The organism is Methylotenera sp. 1P/1 (genome assembly GCF_000384355.1).
In the GTDB taxonomy this organism is placed as follows: domain Bacteria; phylum Pseudomonadota; class Gammaproteobacteria; order Burkholderiales; family Methylophilaceae; genus Methylophilus.
Genome location: NZ_ARWC01000001.1, coordinates 1878292 through 1894326 on the forward strand (window position 1 = coordinate 1878292; position 16035 = coordinate 1894326).

A 16035-nucleotide genomic window follows, 5' to 3' on the forward strand; every position below is an offset into this window, starting at 1 on the left:
CTCTGATGAACCATTTGTATTGACGATTTATTCATCTAACTATTAATCTTAGGAAAATACCTTAGGAAAACCCATGAAAACATTCCTCACCAGCTTACTACTATTATTAAGCACCCATGTAATGGCAGAAGAGCCGCAAACAGGCCAACAATTTGATGCCGTTGCCCAAATTATTCCAACCGATACACCAGCCAAAATCGAAGTGATGGAGATTTTCTGGTATGGCTGCATCCACTGCTACCAAATGGAAAAGCCATTGAATGCATGGGTTAAAAAACTGCCTGCCGATGTGTATTTTAAACGCGTACCAGGCTTACCTAATGCAAGTTGGGCGCCGATGGCCAAAGCTTTTTACGCCATGGAAACACTAGGCGTTTCAGAAAAATTGCATGCGCAGTTATTTGATGCCATTCACAAACAAAAAGTATTGAATCCTGCCGATGAAAAAGCAGCGATTGAGTGGGTAATCAAAGCCAGCGGTTTAGATCGCTTAAAAGTTGAGCAAGCGTTTAAATCTTTTACTATTAACACGAACTTGAACCGTGCTGCGCAGCTGTTCAGAGCCTCTGGCGCAACAGGTGTACCAAGCTTGATTATTGATGGTAAGTACATTACTTCTAGCACCATGAGTGGCGGCAATGAAGAAGCGTTGAAAACAGCCGACTTTATTATTGATAACGTACGTAAAGACCGCGCTGCTACAGCAAAGAAAAAGTAATGCCGCACCAGTTTAAGTGTGAATTATAAAAAAGCCCGTGAATACACGGGCTTTTTTATTGCGCTGAGATAGTCCTAGCCAATCCTAGTGCTAATGCTGCTTTCGCCTTAATAATAAACGTCCAATGTAAGTTTCCGGTAACTCTAAGCCCGTCACCAAATAGCTCATATTACGCATATCATTGAGCAAGAAATTCTGCGTGGATTTTGCACTGTCCTCGCCACAACACAAATAGCGGTCGCCTGGCTGCACTTCCATATTTAAATCCGGCAGCAAGATTTTTTCATCACCACGCACCAGCATAATCGGCACAATCGCTAAGTGCTCCGTACCATTGGCCGGGTTTAACAATAGGTGTTGCAAACGAATGGTGTGGCCTTGTTCTAGCAACTGGCAAATAGCACTGGCATGCGTAGGCAAGATACGCACCCCCCAAGTATCGGGCGCTTTTTCGCCTACCGCCATTACCAACCGGGCAATCACCGCATTGGCCCAGCTATTACTTTGCATACGCGATAAGTTTAAAAATGCGGCCAACATGGGCGATACCATATAAGACAAACAGGCATGCGCAATAATGTCACTGGGCTGCATGGTAATGTCCGCATTAAAATGTGAAAACAGCGGCTCGTTTAGGCGGCGATTTTTACGAATCACCACAAACAAATTCGGATTGATTTCCAGAGCGGTCATCACAATCGATAAATTGTTAATGTCATTATCCGTACCGGCCACAATGCCCACGGCATCCTCTATGCCTGCCTCTTGCAGCACATGCGCCTCAACGCCGCTGCCGACAATACACGCTTCACAATTGGTGCCCTTGGGGTCTGCCTCAATAATCCGGATATTCAGATTCTCTTGTTGCAAACTCTTGACGACCGCCTTACCAAAGCGGCCATAACCACACACAATCCAATTACCTACAGGCACCGCAGGTGGATTTTTGACAATATCGCCGGGCACGCTGGTTAGCCATTGGTGCAATAAATAAGTGCCTAGCGAATTCACTTCCATCGCCAAGTGCTCACCAAAAATCTTATAGGGATTAATAATATGATCCGTGCCAAATGAAGCCATATTGGCCGCCACTACATCGTTTTCTACACGCGCCAGCATCCGCAATTCCGGCTTAATCAATTTCACCGCGACTGCAATCGCTAAGTTGGCGTGATCATCATCGGTCAATGCAGCCACGCCCTGACACATCGGATTATTTAGTCCTGCGCACAATAACACATCCGGATTTTTAGCATCTGCGCATAAATTAGGCACATTGAATTGATAATCCGTCATCCCCAGCTCATGGATGCGTTCTTGGTTAATTTCTACCACCACTACACGCAACTCGTTTTTGTCTAAAGCGCGCACCAGCTCACTGCCGGTTTCTCCGTAGCCACAAATCAAATAAAACGGCTCATGCAAATGGGTGATTGCACGCTTAAAACTTGCCGCAGTAATCGCTTGTTTTAAGGCTGGGTCTTGAAACAAAGAAATAATAGTACCAATGGCATAGAACCAAGCCACGACTGTCAGGTAGATGCTGAAGGTCATCCATATGCGCTGATCATTGGTAAATGGATAGGGGATCTCCCCAAAGCCAATGGTGGTGGCGGTATAACTTAAAATGTAGAACGCTTGAAAGAAGGTGAGATGAATGGTTTTACCCACCTCGTTCACGCCGGGGATCAGCACAAAGCCAATCAGCGCAATGGCGTAGCTCACCACCAATAGCAATAAAGGCGCACGCATGCGCCTTAAAATTAAGAAGATGATGTTATTGAGATTCACGTCTCGCGCCGACTAAGCCACAACCATTAACGGCGTAACGTAACAGTCTCATAAATAAGCAATACCACTGAAGTGATATTGGCTAAAAACGCACCGCCAGAGAGCGATACAACGCCTACGATGACCTCCGGATTTGCACCACTATCACCTGCTGCTGCCCAGATAATAGCGGCGGCAATCAACTGAATATCCGCCACCAAGCTTGTGGCCAAATGAATCGCGCCAATCTGTGTTCTATCGCCAAATTTTAGAATGGTGGCAATCAGATTCACCACAATGGCAACGTATAGCTCATAGTGCAAATGGTGGTTAGGGTTATCAATATCCCCCACAAAAAAGCCAAAATTCAGCGTCATTGCTAAGATAATAAAAAACCCGAAAATGACTTTCTCTAAATTCATATTCTCCCCAATCTTTTTATCGAGACAGCGCGACTGTTTGCCACATTCTAACCCAAACCATTCAACTTACACACTCACCCATGTACCGTGCACTATCCCTTATACTGATGGCATGAAGAAAATATTTATCACAGGCGCTTCCAGCGGCATTGGTCAGGCGCTGGCTATCGAGTACGCTAAACGTTATCAGTACACAGGATTGACTATTGGGTTAGTTGCTAGACGTAGTGAGCACTTACAATCACTCACGGAACAGTTGACCAAACAATACCAAGCCAAGTGTTATCCTTATGTATGTGATGTACGCGATGCAGCTGCTTTAAGTACTGCCGCACAAGATTTTATACAGCAAGCCGGTGCGCCCAATATTGTGATTGCCAATGCTGGCGTGAGCGTAGGTACGCTGACTGAATACGCAGAAGACATCAGCGCATTTCAAGCTGTGATGGATATTAATGTGATGGGCATGGTGCATACTTTTCAGCCGTTTATTGCCGCTATGCAGCAAGCCCGTGCAACAGGCGCGCAAGCACAATTGGTGGGCGTTGCCAGCGTGGCCGGCATACGTGGCTTGCCTGGGGCCGGTGCTTATAGCGCCAGCAAAGCCGCTGCAATCACTTACCTAGAAAGTTTGCGCACCGAGATGCAACATCACGATATTGCTGTGACCACCATCGCCCCTGGCTATATCCGCACGCCAATGACCGATATTAATACTTACACCATGCCGTTTTTAATGGATGTAGACGTGTTTGCCAAGAAATTTGTAGATGCCGTGGAACAGCAAAAGCGCTTTACCGTCATCCCATGGCAAATGGGCGTGGTGGCAAGGCTGCTACGGCTTATTCCACCTGTACTATGGGATAGACTGACTAAACACGCGCCGCATAAAAGTCGTGCTTTATGAGTATAGTGTAAATAGATAGGGTTATGGATCGGTACATACGAGTAACATTTGCAGACGTCATCACTCTGGTTCCTAAGAGACCGGGTTTGTATGAAATATATACTCTAGATGGAATTGCATTGAAGGTTGGCATTAGTTCCAATCTGAGGAAAAGACTCATTCAACATGGAGAGTCAAAGCAAAAATATCTTCTCTGTACAAGTGGTGATTGGTCAGATCCTAATAGCGTGACTAGCAAGCGATCAATACTCACGAAGCATCTTTACTTCTCTCAAGCGGATGGATATGACCTCAAGCTGGAAAGCGACCGACGCCGATTCTTAAAACAAGAATGCTATATTTTGTTTCTTGCTACAGCTAGTCGAGAAGAGGCACGAGACCTAGAGCGGCGGTTAGAAGCCGAAGGGAAATTCCAGTTCGTAGGACGTGCTCGCAACACTGTTGTGGGTAATTTATAACTTTAATTTCCATTCCCATTTGCATAACGTACGTTTTAACGTACAATTACTTTCTGTTTTGGAGAAATCAACCATGCAAACTCTCACTGCTAGCGAAGCACGCTCTAATCTTTATCGATTAATGGACGAGACTGCTGCGTCACATCAGCCGATTACCATCTCTGGCAAACGCAACAATGCGGTATTGGTCTCCGCCGAAGATTGGTCTGCGATTCAAGAAACTTTATTTTTGTTATCCGTTCCGAATATGCGTGAGTCTATTAAACAAGGCATGGACGAACCCATAGAAGAATGCAGTCAGGTGCTCGATTGGTAGCTTGGACATTCGCTTTTACTAAACAAGCACAAAAAGATGCACAAAAGCTCGCGCAATCCGGTTTAAAAGACAAAGCGCAAATTTTGTTGGAAATCATTGCGCAAAACCCTTTTCAAAATCCACCACCTTATGAAAAATTAGTAGGTGATTTGTCTGGCGCATATTCTCGACGCATCAATATCCAACATCGGCTAGTGTATCAGGTGCTCTCTGAAATACACACTGTCAAAATATTGCGTATGTGGACGCATTACGAATAAAACAAACTGGACGTAGTTTGTCTCAAATAAGCTGAGTACTATGCATCCCGACGTAGACAGTACAATCAGTATGGCAAGTCGGGATAGCAATGTAATCAGCTTATCATCTAGCAATAGGTCTGTAGCGAATCCGTTTAGGCTTAGCCCCTTCTTCACCCAAACGTTTTTTCTTGTCAGCTTCATACTCTTGATAGTTACCGTTAAAGAAAGTCCACTGCGAATCGCCCTCGGCAGCCAGAATGTGTGTGGCAATACGGTCTAAGAACCAACGGTCATGCGAGATGACCATGACGCAACCAGCAAACTCCAGCAAGGCATCTTCCAGCGCGCGTAAAGTTTCCACATCTAAGTCGTTAGACGGTTCATCCAGCAATAATACATTGCCGCCGGAAATCAGTGTTTTGGCCAAATGCAGCCGTCCACGTTCACCACCAGACAGTTGACCGACGATTTTTTGCTGGTCGCCACCTTTAAAGTTAAAGCGGCCAATATAGGCACGGCTTGGCGTTTCGTATCGGCCGACTTGCAGAATATCGGAACCGCCAGAAATTTCATCAAACACGGTTTTGCTGTCACTCAAGGCATCGCGACTTTGGTCTACATACGCCAATTGCACGGTTTGGCCGATATTCACTTCACCGCTATCGGGTTGTTCTTTGCCCGTAATCAGTTTAAATAAAGTGGATTTACCCGCACCGTTGGGGCCAATCACGCCGACAATGGCGCCTGGTGGAATACTGAAATTGAGGTTATCTAACAATAAACGGTCACCAAAGGCTTTGCTGACGTTTTTAAACTCGATGACTTGATCACCCAAGCGCTCACCTACAGGGATAAAAATCTCCTGTGTTTCGTTACGTTTTTGGTATTCGGCACTAGCAAGCTCTTCATAACGGGCAATACGCGCTTTACTCTTAGCCTGGCGGGCTTTGGGGTTCTGGCGTACCCATTCCAACTCTGTATTCAAGGCTTTACGACGTGCAGATTCTGCAGATTCTTCTTGTTTTAAGCGTTCTTGCTTTTGGTCTAACCAGCTGGAGTAGTTACCTTTCCATGGAATGCCATGGCCGCGGTCTAGCTCCAAAATCCATTCTGCGGCGTTATCTAAAAAGTAGCGATCATGCGTTACGGCCACAACGGTACCGGGGAAACGCACCAAGAATTGCTCTAGCCATTCAACTGATTCCGCATCCAAATGGTTAGTCGGTTCATCTAGCAATAGCATATCTGGCTTAGAAAGCAGCAGTTTGCATAAGGCCACGCGACGCTTTTCACCGCCCGACAATGGGCCAATTTTGGCATCCCACGGTGGTAAACGCAGTGCATCCGCTGCGATTTCCAATTGATGCTCTACATCAGAGCCACTGGCGGCGATGATATTTTCATATTTGGCTTGTTCTTCTGCCAGCTTGTCAAAATCGGCATCGGGCTCAGCATATGCAGCATAGATTTCATCTAACTTTTGTTTGGCTTCCATCACGGCACCCATGCCGCTTTCTACTTCCTCGCGCACGGTTTTGTTGGGGTCTAGCTGTGGCTCTTGCGCCAAATAACCAATAGAAATATTGGGCAAATGCTGCACTTCTCCCTCAAACTCTTTATCCGCTCCGGCCATGATGCGCAGCACCGTAGATTTACCTGCACCATTCAAGCCGAGCAAACCAATTTTTGCACCCGGAAAAAACGATAAAGAAATATCTTTAATAATTTGGCGCTTAGGCGGGACGATTTTGCTCACACGGAGCATGGACATGACATATTGGGCCATCTATTTAATACTTTCTATTCAATTAACTACGCCATTACAGGCTTAGTAGCGTTAAGGTGTTTCTTTGGGTTTCCACAAATCCAAATATTGCTCCGAGCTATTGAGCAAGTTCTCTTCCATTTCTTCATAGCTATCGCTTGGCGCGGGTACATTGTTGCTAATTGCGCTGTAGCCTAAGCCTAAACGCCCGCCTATGATTTCAAACCCTAAAAACTCTATGATGGTGGGGTACATATCAAAATGTAGCACTTCGTCACGGTTTTTTTGTATGGGTCTGCGCGAGATAAATTGATTATAAATGTGGCGCTGTTTTATTGTATCAATCTTTTCAAACACAGGATTTTCCATGGCTAAATGGTCGCCCATAATCACCACTTGTGTATTTTTTAAATAACCGCGCTTTTTCATCCATTGCACAAACTCAGCCACGTTGCCCGATGTGCATTGCACAATACCAGAAAAATCATGCACGCCTTGTTTTATACAGGTGTTTGAATAATAACCATCCGGGCCATGTGTATCAATTGTGGTCAATACAAAGCTATAACGCTTTTTTGTGGCATGCAATTGGGCTAGCTTAGTTTTGGCATGTTTAAGCAAAGTATCATCGTACAAGCCCCAATAGTTCATTTGCTGCTTACTTAGCCTGCCCTTGAGCTCTTCCCGGCCATACACTTCATCGTAATGATGGTCTTGAAAGAACTTACCTTTGCCAGAAAAGGGCAGGGCATCGCTGCCCATATAGACATTGTAATACCCAAACTCATGCAAAATATCGCCTAAGCACACCGCGCGCGGTAAAAAGCTTTTGATGTTTTCACCCACGCCATTACCATCGTACAAGCTCACACTCTTAAGCGGCAGGCCACATTGCGTAGCGGTAATGCCTGCAATGGTCCACCCAGTACCTGGCGCTTGCCGGTATTGATTAAAACTCTCGCCGCCTAATGCATCTAGCTTTGCCAATAGGTTCTGCCCAAATAGCGCATTATCTCGATATGCATTTTCCAAACTTTCTACATAAATCAGTACGAGATTTTTAGGCGCTTTGGCTTGGATTTCGACCTTTTCCGGATACACATAGTGCGCAGAAAAGTAATCCTTACCAAATTGGTGATGAATAAACGCAAGGATAGAAAACTGCATAGAGAAATAAATAATGCCCGCCACCAACATATAAGCGGGCGCGCGATGCCCAATGACCCAATAGGTGCCTTTGAGTAAACGTAAATTAAGCTTGCCGGCCATTTGCGCAAGAAAATAATGCTGATGGTTTTGACTTAAAAATAAGGCAATCGCGGTGTCTATCAGTACAATCAATAGTGCCAGCCCGATAGGCCAGACTAAGCAGGTTTGGACAAAGCTGTGAATCAGTGCAGTATCGGTATCGACCAAGCCATCCAAGCCAAACTGCAGGTGATACAGTACTTGCTCCAAGGGGGGTGCACCGAAATTTTCGCTGACCCAATAGGCCAAAGCAGCCAAAAAGAACGCCACAAAATAGATGAAGAATCTAAACGATGACCGTAACGTATGCCTAAAACGTATATGAAATTGATGAATGAAACGCAACATAGGCGCTAGTGTAATGCAACTGTCATATTCGGTGTACGCATTTGTGCACATCGTGTTATGCAGCGCTTTACATGCAATAAAAAAGGGGCATTTTGCCCCTTTTTTTATCACTGCTGTGTAGTACGCAGTGGTACTAAATACCTAAAGACTCCGTCCATGCTAATGCCGCAATATGGCTTTGATTGACCTTGGAAGCATCTAATTGTAAAGACTCTGCCAACGCGAGAATTTCTGTGCTGTTAGCGCCTTCGCACGCTTCGGTCAATTTTAAAAATGGGCCATAAATACCTTCACGCGATGTCAGCGCATCGGTAATCGAATCGGTTAACTGCAGTTTTTCTAATACCGATTCCATCGGCATTTTTAAAATAGCATCTAACAATGAAAACACACCGACAATAAACAGGTTATCGCGATCGCGTTTTTCAAAATAGCCTTCGCCCAGCAGCTCGGTTAAGCGGCCACGCGTAATAGAAGTTTTCATCAATACCGGTGAGGTCGAATTGTCACCCGCAGTCACCATCAATAAAGTCAACCAGCGATACAGCTGATTTCTACCTAAGATAGAGAACGCATGGTTGAGCGACTGCACCTCGCATGAGAGGCCAAACCCAACCGAATTAATATAGCGCAGCAACTTGAAAGAGAGCGTGGCATCGCGTTTAAAACCCGCTTCAATCACATCATTGTCAGCATCTTGGCTCACCAAGTTTAAGATGTGCAAGACGCTATCAAACGATGGGTTAATGACTTTTGCCGTGATGGTCTCAGGCCTAGAAAAATAAAACCCCTGATAGCATTTAAACCCAATTTCTTGGCATGCTTTGAATTGCTCAAACGTCTCTAATTTTTCAGCCACTAACTTCACAGAGGTGTTGTTGTAGTGCATATAGAGCTTACGCGCATTGGCAATATCTACATTTTGGAAATCAATTTTAATAAAATCGGCCAATGGTGCCAGTGCATCTGGCGCATTACTTAACTGTGGGTTATCTAGGGCAATTTTATACTTTAACGCTTTTAATTCTTTGCAACGCGCAATCATGGCATCGTTAATCACCACGTGATGCAAAATCTCTAGCACCGTTTTTTGTGGCGGCATCAACTCTAACAACTCGCTGTTCAGCATTTCGGCATTGACGTTAATGAATGCCAGTTTTTCACCCAGTTTCCACTCGTCATGCATTTGATCTATGGTGGACTGCAGCACATTGGCGCAGTTTTTAATGTCCGCTTCAAACACAGCCGTTTGCGCATCCGCACTATGTCTAAAGAAAAATTCATAGCCGATAATTTGCTGTTTTGCATCCATTACTGGCTGGCGCCCAATAAATGTTTGTTCTTCCATATTCAACCCAATCATTACGCAAGTGTTTAAAGACTTTTACATAGCGTTATCCTACGCTTGCATACATACAATCACTTCTTTAAATAGAGTGGTTTTGCTGGCTTTATTCTTGGTTTATAACTGATGATTGGTTACAAATGGCGCATTGGCAATGTGTAAATTCCCTGTATCATTCCACCACTTATTTCTATCTACTTGCACACATATGGCACTCAAATCCACCATCTACAAAGCAGAATTACAAATCGCTAATATGGATAGGCATTATTACGCGCAACATAGTCTGACTTTAGCGAAGCACCCCTCCGAAACAGAAGAACGATTAATGGTGCGTTTAATTGCTTTTGCCTTATTTGCAAACGATGCACTGGCGTTTGGAAAAGGCTTGAGTGAAGATGATGAACCTGATTTGTGGCAAAAAGATCTCACCGGGGCGATTGAGTTATGGATAAACGTGGGGTTACCGGATGAGCGCGAAATCCGCAAAGCGTGCGGGCGCGCCAAACAAGTAGCTGTGGTGTTATATGGTGGCCGAGTGGCCGATATGTGGTGGCAGCAAAACAGCAAAGCACTACTTAAATTGCATAATCTATCCGTGATTAACCTGCCAGATACCGAAGCGCTGATACAAGCATGTACACGCGGCATGAACGTCAGCTCCACCATACAAGACGGCCAAATGCTAGTAGGGCACGATACCGGCAGTTTTGATCTCACCCCTGTATTACTCAAAGAGCCTAGCACTTATTAGACTTAGCCATTAAATCAAAAGCTTCGTATTGTCTGACAGACATATAGGACATACACCGATAATCAGTGCGAACAGAATCTTGTTTAATAGTGCCTAGGATATTTTTCCTGATCAATATTGGAGAAGCACATGATTAATACAAATGCGATTAAACCTGAAATGCCTGTGGTATGTTCATTGGATGGTCAATTTGCAACAGTGGACCATATGGAAGGTGCAAAAAGTATCAAGCTCAACAAAGATAAGAATGGTCAGCACCACTATATTCCATTAAGTTGGGTGGTTTCTACAGAGGATGGAAAAGTTAAAATTGACCGTCCTGGCGAAGAAGCCATGCAAAAGTGGTCAACAACACCATTGCATTAAACTAATGCATAAACTAAGCGTGAATGCATAAATAAAAAGCCTAGTGAATACTAGGCTTTTTTGTTTTATAGCATCAATTAACTACTCGACTGTCACACTCTTCGCCAAATTCCTCGGCTTATCAACATCCGTGCCTTTTAACAGGGCAGCATGGTACGAAAGCAACTGCACAGGAATGGTATGTAAAATAGGGGAGAGCACACCCACATGACGTGGCGTACGGATCACATGTACGCCCTCAGACTCTTTAAAGTGACTATCGGCATCGGCAAACACAAATAGCTCGCCTCCACGCGCTTTTACCTCTTGCATATTAGATTTTACTTTTTCCAACAATGCATCGTTTGGTGCAATCACCACCACAGGCATATTGTTGTCTACCAATGCTAGCGGGCCGTGTTTCAATTCACCGGCTGGATAAGCCTCTGCGTGAATATAGGAAATCTCTTTGAGTTTAAGTGCGCCTTCCATGGCAATTGGGTAGTGAATACCGCGCCCTAAAAACAGCGCATGCTCTTTGTCACCAAAGCGTTTGGCCCACTCTCTAATTTGCGGTTCAAGATTCAGCGCAAACTGCACACTACCTGCCAGCTGACGTAGCGCACTTAAATGGTCTTGCTCTTGCGACTGACTCAATAAACCTTTTTGCTTAGCCAATGTAGCAGCAAGTACAAATAACGCGACTAACTGTGTGGTGAAGGCTTTGGTTGAAGCCACACCAATTTCTGCACCGGCGCGCGTATAAAAAATGAGTTTAGAGGCACGCGGAATGGCGCTTTCTTGCACATTGCAAATGGCTAGGCTTAGTTCTTGACCCAAAGATTTAGCATGTTTCAGTGCCTCCATCGTATCCAACGTTTCGCCCGATTGAGAGATAGTCACAATCAATTGATTCGGGTTAGGGACCGATTCACGATAGCGATATTCACTGGCAATCTCTACATTGCACGGTATTTTTGCGATGCTTTCTAACCAGTATTTAGCCGTTAAGCCTGCATAGTAGCTAGTGCCTGCCGCCAAAATCAATACACTGTTGACTTGCTTAAACACTTGCTCAGCCTGATCGCCAAACAATTCAGGCCTAAAGGCACCGTCGTCAATCAGCGCCTCAATCGTATCAGTGAGCGCACGTGGCTGTTCGTGAATTTCCTTTTGCATAAAGTGGCTGTATGGGCCCAGCTCTAGCGATGCCAGTGAAACATCACTCATGTGGATTTTTCTTTCCACCTCTTCATCATTTTTTCCGTAAATCGTCACGCTGTCTGTGGTCAATGCCGCCACATCACCATCTTCTAAATAGATGACTTTTCTAGTCACGGACAACACGGCAGAAACGTCTGACGCGATAAAGTTTTCACCTTCGCCCAAACCAAGCAGCAGAGGGCAACCTAAACGTGCGCACACCATCAAATCTGGACGATTAACCGCAATCACGCTGATGGCAAATGCACCTGTCAGCTCAGCAACTGTTTTTTTGACTGCTGCAAGCAGATCTATCCCTTGTTTGGTGTGATAATGTACTAAGTGAGCAATCACTTCTGTATCGGTTTGTGAGGCAAACAAATAGCCTAATTTGATTAACTTATCACGTTGCTCATCATAATTTTCAATGATGCCGTTATGTACCACCGCAATTTCCGGTGCATCTTGTGAGGGTGAAACATGTGGGTGTGCGTTACTTTCTGTCACACCACCATGGGTTGCCCAGCGTGTATGGCCGATGCCAAGCAGCCCAGTCAGCTGTTCTGCAGTCGCCTTATTTTGTAATTCAGAAACGCGGCCAACAGCGCGTACGCGTTTTATTTCTGTGTCCAAAATAGCAACACCTGCCGAATCGTAACCACGGTACTCAAGACGGCTTAAGCCCTCTATCAACACTGGCACAATATTTCGTTTAGCAATGGCTCCAACAATTCCACACATAGGTGATTTCTTTCTACTGCATAGTGATTATTTTTTGATTTTTTGTGGTCGTTTCCAACCTACAATGGATTTCTGCTCTTTGGCACGGCACAATGTTAAAGCATCTGCCGGTGCATTTTTGGTAATGGTAGAACCTGCTGCTATGGTTGCGCCTCTGCCAATGGTGACTGGTGCAATGAGCTGCGTATCGGAGCCAATAAAGGCATCATCTTCGATTACGGTTCTAAATTTATTCGCACCATCGTAATTACAAGTAATCGTACCTGCGCCGATATTCACGTTTTTACCTACCGTACTATCGCCCACATAGCTCAAATGATTGATTTTGCTACCTATATCCACTTGCGCATTTTTGAGCTCAACAAAGTTGCCTACATGGGTATCGGCCGCCAATGTTGTGCCTGGACGTAAACGTGCAAAAGGGCCTATGCGGCTTTGCTCACCCACAATACTGTCATCGATATGCGTAAAGGGTGCAATCTGTGCACCTGTGTGTATGATTGCATTCTTAATTACACAATTGGCGCCGATACGTACGCGATCACCAATTGTCACGTTGCCTTCAAACACGCAATTGACATCAATTTCTACGTCACGGCCACACGTTAAGCTACCGCGGATATCAATACGGCTAGCGTCTTTTAAGGTCACGCCTTGCTGTAATAGCTTTGTGGCTAAACGTGACTGATAGACACGTTCGATCTGCACCAAGTCTGTTTTAGCGTTGATGCCTGTAACAGACCACTCGTCATCGGTGATCACCGCCTGTACTGCTACTTGATCCCTTACGGCAAAGCCTATGATATCGGTTAAATAATACTCACCTTGGGCGTTGTTGTTGTCTAATGTACTCAACCAGCTTTTTAACCGTGCTGTGGACATGGCCATAATGCCAGTATTTACTTCTTGTATTTTACGTTGTGCGTCTGTGGCATCTTTATGCTCCACAATCGCATTCACCTGATGGTTTGCATCACGCACGATTCGGCCATAACCTGTTGGATCTGCTTTGATAAAGCTCAATAGCGCTAGCGATTGCTGTGATTGTTTGAGTAATTGTGCACAAGCATGCACATCCACTAAAGGCACATCACCCAACAGTATCAATGTTTGGCCATCATCCAAGTAGGGTAGGGCTTGCTGCACGGCATGGCCGGTGCCTTTTTGCTCAGCTTGGTTCACCCAGACGATATTCTCTTGTGCGAATGCCTGCTTAACCTGCTCACCACCAAACCCATATACCACAATGATGTTCTGCGGTTGCAATGCCTGCGCACATTGGATGACATGTGCCAGTATCGGTTGGCCGCCGACATGGTGTAGTACTTTGGGTGTATCAGAATGCATACGAGTACCTTTACCCGCAGCGAGAATAACGATGTTAAGTGATGCCATGTTAATAATGTGTTGTATGAGTGGTGAATCGATGTGTAAACATATAGTGAAAGTATAAACAAAAAGGCAGCCAAAGGCTGCCTTTTATATACACAGATAACTTACTTAGTGTGATGTTTTACGTAATTTTTGAATTGCTTGAATTTGTGCAACTGCTTCAGCCAGTTCTGCTTGCGCTTTTGCATAATCCATATCTGAGCTACGATTTTTCATCGCTTCTTCAGCCGCTTCTTTTGCTGCGATTGCTTTCGCCTCATCCAAATCATGACCACGAATAGCTGTATCGGCCAACACCGTAATCATGCCTGGTTGCACTTCTAACATGCCACCAGAAATAAAAATTAGCGTCTCTTCAGCTTCTGAAGATTGTTTAATACGTAAAGCACCTGGTTTAATGGTAGTAATCATCGGTGCATGGTTAGGATAAATACCTACCTCACCACCACCCGCAGGCGCTACCACAAACTCGGCCTCGCCAGAGAATATGCTTGCTTCTGCGCTTACTACATCGATATGTACAGTATTTGCCATTATTTATCCTTAAGCTGTTGTCAATAAACTAACTTATAGTTTCTAACTACTAGTTTAAAGTTTTGGCCTTTTCTACAGCTTCTTCAATGCCACCCACCATGTAGAACGCTTGCTCAGGCAAGTGATCGTATTCGCCAGCAACAATCGCTTTAAAGCCTTTGATGGTTTCTTTTAATGGCACATATTTACCTGGTGCACCTGTAAACACTTCTGCCACGTGGAACGGTTGTGACAAGAAACGTTGGATTTTACGTGCACGGCCCACTGCCAATTTATCTTCTGGTGACAACTCGTCCATACCCAGAATCGCGATAATGTCACGCAACTCTTTATAACGTTGCAATGTTTGTTGTACTGAACGTGCTACTGAGTAGTGCTCTTCACCTACCACTAATGGGTCTAATTGACGTGATGTAGAGTCTAGTGGATCCACCGCTGGGTAGATACCTAAAGAAGCAATGTCACGTGACAATACAACGGTTGAGTCCAAATGTTGGAACGTAGTCGCTGGTGATGGATCGGTCAAGTCATCCGCAGGTACATAAACCGCTTGGATAGAAGTAATAGAACCTGTTTTAGTAGAAGTAATACGCTCTTGTAAACGGCCCATTTCATCAGCCAGAGTAGGTTGGTAACCTACCGCTGAAGGCATACGGCCTAACAACGCAGATACTTCAGTACCGGCCAATGTGTAACGGTAGATGTTGTCTACGAAGAACAACACATCACGGCCTTCGTCACGGAATTTTTCAGCCATGGTCAAGCCTGATAACGCTACGCGTAAACGGTTGCCCGGTGGCTCGTTCATTTGACCGAACACCATCGCTACTTTTGATTCTTTCATGTCGTCAAGCTTAATCACGCCAGCTTCTGCCATCTCGTGGTAGAAGTCGTTACCTTCACGAGTACGCTCACCCACGCCTGCAAACACGGATAAACCTGAGTGTTGTTTTGCAATGTTGTTGATTAGCTCTAGCATGTTCACGGTTTTACCTACACCCGCACCGCCGAACAGACCCACTTTACCGCCTTTAGCAAACGGGCAAACCAAGTCAATCACCTTGATGCCTGTCTCTAACAGGTCAACAGAAGGGGAGAGCTCTTCAAATGTTGGTGCTTTTTGGTGGATAGAACGACGCTCGTCACACTCGATAGGACCAGCCTCATCGATTGGGCGACCCAACACGTCCATAATACGGCCCAAAGTACCGGTACCTACCGGCACTTGAATTTGTGCACCAGTTGATTTAAACGCTGTACCACGTGCTAAACCGTCAGATGAACCCATGGCAATCGTACGTACAATGCCATCACCTAATTGTTGTTGCACTTCAAGCGTTAAACCTGCTTCTGCCTGTGAGTCTTTGTCATCAATAATCAATGCATCAAATACTTTAGGCATTTGATCGCGTGGGAATTCAACGTCAACCACCGCGCCGATACATTGCACTACTTTACCTACGATTGCTGCATTTGCTTTGCTTTGTGCTTTTGCCATTTTCTATTCCTAACTTCTTTAGTCAGATG

General features: G+C 45.0%; 15 protein-coding genes. 6 read left to right on the plus strand and 9 right to left on the minus strand.

Features of this window, described 5'->3' with window-relative positions; genetic code table 11:
- Window positions 1–73: 73 nt before the first annotated feature.
- On the plus strand, window positions 74–718 hold the full coding sequence (locus A3Q3_RS0108970) for a thiol:disulfide interchange protein DsbA/DsbL (RefSeq protein ID WP_020183258.1): 645 nt from the start codon (window positions 74–76) through the stop codon (window positions 716–718).
- Between the two features lie 90 nt (window positions 719–808).
- On the opposite strand, the gene A3Q3_RS0108975 is transcribed toward A3Q3_RS0108970, so the two are convergent.
- Entirely contained in the window at window positions 809–2470 is a 1662-nt protein-coding gene (locus A3Q3_RS0108975; protein ID WP_020183259.1) for a TrkA family potassium uptake protein, read from the minus strand.
- Between the two features lie 65 nt (window positions 2471–2535).
- Window positions 2536–2910 (minus strand): DUF6394 family protein, encoded by a 375-nt coding sequence (locus tag A3Q3_RS0108980; protein ID WP_020183260.1) that lies wholly within the window; start codon window positions 2908–2910, stop codon window positions 2536–2538.
- Between the two features lie 112 nt (window positions 2911–3022).
- Between A3Q3_RS0108980 and A3Q3_RS0108985 the strand changes: the two genes are divergently transcribed.
- The 3 genes from A3Q3_RS0108985 to A3Q3_RS0109000 all read left to right on the plus strand — a co-directional run bounded on the left by A3Q3_RS0108985 (window position 3023) and on the right by A3Q3_RS0109000 (window position 4851).
- Window positions 3023–3817 carry an SDR family oxidoreductase gene (locus A3Q3_RS0108985; protein ID WP_020183261.1) on the plus strand — a complete coding sequence of 265 codons (795 nt, stop codon included), beginning with the start codon at window positions 3023–3025 and terminating at the stop codon, window positions 3815–3817.
- Window positions 3818–4348: 531 nt separating this feature from the next.
- Window positions 4349–4591, plus strand: coding sequence for a type II toxin-antitoxin system Phd/YefM family antitoxin (locus A3Q3_RS0108995; protein WP_020183263.1), 243 nt, complete (start codon window positions 4349–4351; stop codon window positions 4589–4591).
- Window positions 4567–4851 (plus strand): Txe/YoeB family addiction module toxin, encoded by a 285-nt coding sequence (locus A3Q3_RS0109000; protein ID WP_051086422.1) that lies wholly within the window; start codon window positions 4567–4569, stop codon window positions 4849–4851. The genes A3Q3_RS0108995 and A3Q3_RS0109000 overlap by 25 nt, the downstream gene beginning before the upstream one ends.
- 103 nt (window positions 4852–4954) lie before the next feature.
- On the opposite strand, the gene ettA is transcribed toward A3Q3_RS0109000, so the two are convergent.
- The 3 genes from ettA to A3Q3_RS0109015 form a co-directional block, all read right to left on the minus strand.
- Window positions 4955–6619, minus strand: coding sequence for an energy-dependent translational throttle protein EttA (gene ettA, locus A3Q3_RS0109005; RefSeq protein WP_020183265.1), 1665 nt, complete (start codon window positions 6617–6619; stop codon window positions 4955–4957).
- Window positions 6620–6670: 51 nt separating this feature from the next.
- Window positions 6671–8194 carry a sulfatase-like hydrolase/transferase gene (locus A3Q3_RS0109010; protein WP_026361853.1) on the minus strand — a complete coding sequence of 508 codons (1524 nt, stop codon included), beginning with the start codon at window positions 8192–8194 and terminating at the stop codon, window positions 6671–6673.
- Window positions 8195–8327: 133 nt separating this feature from the next.
- Complete coding sequence (locus A3Q3_RS0109015; protein ID WP_026361854.1) at window positions 8328–9542, minus strand: EAL and HDOD domain-containing protein; 1215 nt, start codon at window positions 9540–9542, stop codon at window positions 8328–8330.
- A 205-nt stretch (window positions 9543–9747) separates the two neighbouring features.
- Between A3Q3_RS0109015 and A3Q3_RS0109020 the strand changes: the two genes are divergently transcribed.
- Complete coding sequence (locus A3Q3_RS0109020; RefSeq protein WP_020183268.1) at window positions 9748–10293, plus strand: YaeQ family protein; 546 nt, start codon at window positions 9748–9750, stop codon at window positions 10291–10293.
- Window positions 10294–10422: 129 nt separating this feature from the next.
- Complete coding sequence (locus tag A3Q3_RS0109025; RefSeq protein ID WP_020183269.1) at window positions 10423–10659, plus strand: DUF2171 domain-containing protein; 237 nt, start codon at window positions 10423–10425, stop codon at window positions 10657–10659.
- An 81-nt stretch (window positions 10660–10740) separates the two neighbouring features.
- Here the strand turns inward: A3Q3_RS0109025 and glmS are convergent, their stop codons facing one another.
- From glmS to atpD, 4 genes are all read right to left on the minus strand, one after another.
- The gene (gene glmS / locus A3Q3_RS0109030; protein ID WP_020183270.1) at window positions 10741–12582 is read right to left on the minus strand and encodes a glutamine--fructose-6-phosphate transaminase (isomerizing); all 1842 of its coding nucleotides are present in this window, start codon (window positions 12580–12582) and stop codon (window positions 10741–10743) included.
- A gap of 27 nt (window positions 12583–12609) precedes the next feature.
- Window positions 12610–13977: a bifunctional UDP-N-acetylglucosamine diphosphorylase/glucosamine-1-phosphate N-acetyltransferase GlmU gene (gene glmU / locus A3Q3_RS0109035; protein ID WP_026361855.1), complete on the minus strand. Its 1368-nt coding sequence runs from the start codon at window positions 13975–13977 to the stop codon at window positions 12610–12612.
- Between the two features lie 105 nt (window positions 13978–14082).
- Window positions 14083–14508 (minus strand): F0F1 ATP synthase subunit epsilon, encoded by a 426-nt coding sequence (locus A3Q3_RS0109040; protein ID WP_020183272.1) that lies wholly within the window; start codon window positions 14506–14508, stop codon window positions 14083–14085.
- A gap of 49 nt (window positions 14509–14557) precedes the next feature.
- Window positions 14558–16006, minus strand: a complete 1449-nt coding sequence (atpD, locus tag A3Q3_RS0109045) for a F0F1 ATP synthase subunit beta (RefSeq protein WP_020183273.1) — start codon at window positions 16004–16006, stop codon at window positions 14558–14560.
- Window positions 16007–16035: the final 29 nt, after the last annotated feature.

What these genes read in the sequence shown, in the direction of transcription:
- A3Q3_RS0108970 (WP_020183258.1), top strand. Translation starts at nt 74, where the DNA reads ATGAAAACATTCCTCACCAGCTTACTACTATTATTAAGCACCCATGTA.
- A3Q3_RS0108975 (WP_020183259.1), bottom strand. Translation starts at nt 2,470, where the DNA reads ATGCGTGCGCCTTTATTGCTATTGGTGGTGAGCTACGCCATTGCGCTG.
- A3Q3_RS0108980 (WP_020183260.1), bottom strand. Translation starts at nt 2,910, where the DNA reads ATGAATTTAGAGAAAGTCATTTTCGGGTTTTTTATTATCTTAGCAATG.
- A3Q3_RS0108985 (WP_020183261.1), top strand. Translation starts at nt 3,023, where the DNA reads ATGAAGAAAATATTTATCACAGGCGCTTCCAGCGGCATTGGTCAGGCG.
- A3Q3_RS0108995 (WP_020183263.1), top strand. Translation starts at nt 4,349, where the DNA reads ATGCAAACTCTCACTGCTAGCGAAGCACGCTCTAATCTTTATCGATTA.
- A3Q3_RS0109000 (WP_051086422.1), top strand. Translation starts at nt 4,567, where the DNA reads ATGCAGTCAGGTGCTCGATTGGTAGCTTGGACATTCGCTTTTACTAAA.
- ettA (WP_020183265.1), bottom strand. Translation starts at nt 6,619, where the DNA reads ATGGCCCAATATGTCATGTCCATGCTCCGTGTGAGCAAAATCGTCCCG.
- A3Q3_RS0109010 (WP_026361853.1), bottom strand. Translation starts at nt 8,194, where the DNA reads ATGTTGCGTTTCATTCATCAATTTCATATACGTTTTAGGCATACGTTA.
- A3Q3_RS0109015 (WP_026361854.1), bottom strand. Translation starts at nt 9,542, where the DNA reads ATGGAAGAACAAACATTTATTGGGCGCCAGCCAGTAATGGATGCAAAA.
- A3Q3_RS0109020 (WP_020183268.1), top strand. Translation starts at nt 9,748, where the DNA reads ATGGCACTCAAATCCACCATCTACAAAGCAGAATTACAAATCGCTAAT.
- A3Q3_RS0109025 (WP_020183269.1), top strand. Translation starts at nt 10,423, where the DNA reads ATGATTAATACAAATGCGATTAAACCTGAAATGCCTGTGGTATGTTCA.
- glmS (WP_020183270.1), bottom strand. Translation starts at nt 12,582, where the DNA reads ATGTGTGGAATTGTTGGAGCCATTGCTAAACGAAATATTGTGCCAGTG.
- glmU (WP_026361855.1), bottom strand. Translation starts at nt 13,977, where the DNA reads ATGGCATCACTTAACATCGTTATTCTCGCTGCGGGTAAAGGTACTCGT.
- A3Q3_RS0109040 (WP_020183272.1), bottom strand. Translation starts at nt 14,508, where the DNA reads ATGGCAAATACTGTACATATCGATGTAGTAAGCGCAGAAGCAAGCATA.
- atpD (WP_020183273.1), bottom strand. Translation starts at nt 16,006, where the DNA reads ATGGCAAAAGCACAAAGCAAAGCAAATGCAGCAATCGTAGGTAAAGTA.